At 57.2% G+C, this 3,432-nt stretch carries 2 protein-coding genes and 1 tRNA gene; all 3 read right to left on the bottom strand.

Annotation, left to right across the window (positions count from 1 at the left end; all coding sequences use genetic code 11):
• Window positions 1–551 precede the first annotated feature (551 nt).
• The 3 genes from ACP5OT_RS17655 to ACP5OT_RS17645 all read right to left on the bottom strand — a co-directional run bounded on the left by ACP5OT_RS17655 (window position 552) and on the right by ACP5OT_RS17645 (window position 3,431).
• The gene (locus ACP5OT_RS17655) at window positions 552–1,292 is read right to left on the bottom strand and encodes a class I SAM-dependent DNA methyltransferase (protein WP_424677518.1); all 741 of its coding nucleotides are present in this window, start codon (window positions 1,290–1,292) and stop codon (window positions 552–554) included.
• 8 nt (window positions 1,293–1,300) lie between these two features.
• Window positions 1,301–3,199 carry a ribosomal protection-like ABC-F family protein gene (abc-f, locus tag ACP5OT_RS17650; protein ID WP_424677519.1) on the bottom strand — a complete coding sequence of 633 codons (1,899 nt, stop codon included), beginning with the start codon at window positions 3,197–3,199 and terminating at the stop codon, window positions 1,301–1,303.
• 156 nt (window positions 3,200–3,355) lie between these two features.
• Window positions 3,356–3,431, bottom strand: a tRNA-Gly gene (locus tag ACP5OT_RS17645).
• Between the last annotated feature and the right edge of the window lies 1 nt (window position 3,432).

Here is a 3,432-nt window from a genome sequence, read left to right as displayed (position 1 = left end):
TTGTCCTTTCGCAGGCGCGCCAGCGCAGGGTTTGTGTCCTTTCGCGGGCGCATTAGTGCAGGGTTTGTGTTCTTTCGCAGGCGCATCAGCGCAAGGTTTGTGTCATTTCGAGGGCGCGCCAGCGCCCGAGAAATCTGAAGATTGCTCGCTACGCTCGCAATGACAGATGGTACTGCGCGCACTGACCGTCACGCACCTCCATTGTCCTTTCGCAGGCGCGCCAGCGCAGGGTTTGTGTCCTTTCGCGGGCGCATTAGTGCAGGGTTTGTGTTCTTTCGAGGACGCGCCAGCGCCCGAGCAATCTTGAAGATTGCGAGCGTAGCGAGCAATGATGGTACTAAGCTCACCCTAACCCCTTGCTGTCATTTCGAGGGCACGCCAGCGCCCGAGAAATCCTATCGTAATGATTCACAACCCAACGTACATCCTTCCGTATGTGCGGCTGTCCGAGGAAAAGTTCGTGATGATGCCCAATCACGTGCCTGGAATCATGTGGATTGTGGACAATGATGATAACGCCGTGGTTGGGAATGTTGTGTGCGCAGGAATGATCATCGCTCGGCCACATACACTACGCGCGGTGCATCGGTAGTTGCCGGCGTCCATTGTGGTGTGCGGCAGGCTTTCAGTTGCATCTCACCGGCAGTCAACGCTGCCACGATCTCATCATCACTCCACGCACGCTCGCAGTGGGTTTCTTCACCACGCCACCAGCGTTCCCCCTCGCGTCGGAACCAGACGAAACGACCATACGCCCGTTGCTGATAGTGGTCGAAATGAAGACGGTTGACCACCAGCAAGTGAGGGCTATCGAAAATGACCTGATCGTACTCGTGCCAAGTTTTGAAGCCGGCGAGTGTGTTAAGGTCGAAGATAAACTGCCCGCCGGGGCGCAGCAATTTGCCCACCAACCGGCAGACGTTGGCGAGATCGCCATCTTCGGTGAGATGGTTGAGGCTATCGAAGAGACAGGTACAGAGGTCAAAACTGCCCGGTTGTAGGCGTGGGTCATCGGGTAAGGCACGGATGTCGGCCTCGATCCATTCGACGGTAAGCCCACGTTGGTGCGCTTGATCACGGGCGATTGCCAACATAGCTGCCGAGGCATCAACTCCAACAACCGTCGCACCGGCAGCGGCAAAGACAAGAGCCGCGGCGCCGGTACCACAGGCCAGATCGAGGACACGCCGTGGCGTCGTTGGCTGGTGGGCGAGAATAATGTGGGCCAGTGCAGTGCCGAACGCTGCTTGCCCGGCAGCATGGTAAATCGGTGCGTAATCGAGGTAGATCATCGTTCCCGTTACGCCGCTAGTTGTTCCCACTGCGCGTATTTGTCGGCTAACAGTCGTTCGAGTTCAGCGTATTGTGCGCCAAGTGCCGTCAGACGGGCAATATCACGCGCTTGGCTGGCTGCATCAAGCTCACTGCTCAGCCGGGCTAGGTCTTGCTCAAGGGCGGTGACTTCCGCTTCTAAGGCGGCCAATCGGCGCTGCTTCGCTCGTTCGGCTTGGTCGGGACGTGGTGGTTTGGCCGGTGTCACTTTGGCTGCAACCGGCTTGGTGGCTGGTTCTGGTTCTACGGCCTGCTGGCTAGCCATATAATCGCTGTAATTGCCCACAAACTGGCGGATACGCCCCTGCTCGATAATCCAGAGCTTGTCGGCCAGCGCGTCGATAAAGTATCGGTCGTGGGAAACGAACAGGATCGTACCCGTATACTCTTTCAAAACCGCCTCTAGGGCTTCGCGAGCGTCAATGTCAAGATGGTTCGTCGGTTCATCGAGGAGCAGCATATTGCCGGGTAGCAGTGTCAGTTGGGCCAGCGCTACTCGTGACCGTTCACCACCACTTAGATCGGCAATTCGCTTAAACACATCGTCGCCGGTGAAGAGAAAGCGGGCCAGCAGGTTTCGTGCTGCACCCTCGCCGAGACTCGGTGCGACGCGCAACACTTCCGCGAGAACCGTGTTGTCCCATTGCAACACATCATGGCCTTGCGCGTAGTAACCGACGCGCACCTCGTGACCAAAGCGAACGGTGCCTTGCAATGGTGTTAATTGGCCGATAAGCGTGCGCAGTAAGGTTGTCTTTCCGGCGCCGTTTGGCCCCAGCAAACCAACCCGCTCACCGCGCCGGATCGTCAGATCATCGGCCCGCAATAGTGCGTTGCTTCTTCCGTGGGGCACCTGGTACCCTACGATCACCCCATCAAGGCGTAAGACGAGTTCACCGGAGCGGAGCTGACTATCGAGCGCCACTTGTAGTTTAGCCGCCTCTTTCGGTCGCTCAATCATCTGTTCCCGCTTGAGCCGTTCTAACCGTTTTTCGCGCCCTTTGGCCTCGCGCGCCCGTTGACCGGCCTTATACCGCCGGATGAATTCTTCGGTGCGTTCAATGAATTCCTGTTGCGCTTTATACTCTTTCAGCCGGCGCTCCATACGCTCGGCCTTCAGCGCCAGATACTTTTCATAACTGCCCGGATAATCTTCGAGACGATTGAAGCTCAGTTCGAGGGTTCGTTTGGTGACCCGCTCAAGAAAGTAGCGGTCGTGCGAGACTACAATCAGCGTCCCATCCCACGCGCGCAAAAACTGTTCCAACCATTCGAGCGCTTGCATATCGAGATGGTTGGTCGGTTCGTCGAGCAGCAACAAGTCAGGGTCACTGAGCAGAGCGGCTGCCAACGCGGCCCGCGTCTTTTGGCCACCGGAAAACTGACCCATCTGCCGGTGAAACTGATCGGGTTGAAAGCCGAGACCGTGCAACGCGCGCTCGATGCGCTGCTCGATCTCATAACCACCGGCGTGTTCAAAACGGGTACTCAGTTCACCGTAGCGTTCCATCACCGCTTCCCAGTCGGGTGCGTTGGTATCGGCCAACCGCGCTTCAAGCGCTGCCAATTCGCGCCGCCACTGTTGAATCTCGGCTAAGGCGGCTTCCATGGCTTGCCAGAGGGTATCTTCGTCACGAAAGCGGGTTTCTTGGGCCAGATAAGCCACGCGCGTGCCACGGGCCAGGCTCAAGCTGCCACTATCAGGTGTCTCGTGCCCGGCAATGATCCGTAACAAGGTACTTTTACCGGCTCCGTTCATCCCGACAATCGCAACCTTTTCACCGCGCGCAATCTGGAAGCTTACCTCGTGAAAAATAAGCTCAGCGCCATAATATTTACTGAGGTTATTCGCGTTCAGGAGAGTCATAGACGTTTACATCGGGCAGGTTGCCAATATCGTTGTGCCGGGCAACCTTCTTTGCTGATGTTGCCGTTGATTATGATCAACGCAAATCACGGGTTTGTCAACTGCGATGCTGTCCGGGCAGAGAAACGAAAAACCGGCGCTTTTGCGCCGGCACATTGGAGCGGGAGACGGGATTCGAACCCGCGACCTACACCTTGGCAAGGTGTCGCTCTACCAACTGAGCCACTCCCGCA

Origin of the sequence: Chloroflexus sp., assembly GCF_049970315.1 — a bacterium.
Taxonomy (GTDB): Bacteria; Chloroflexota; Chloroflexia; order Chloroflexales; family Chloroflexaceae; genus Chloroflexus.
This window is presented reverse-complemented; position numbering and strand designations above follow the sequence as displayed.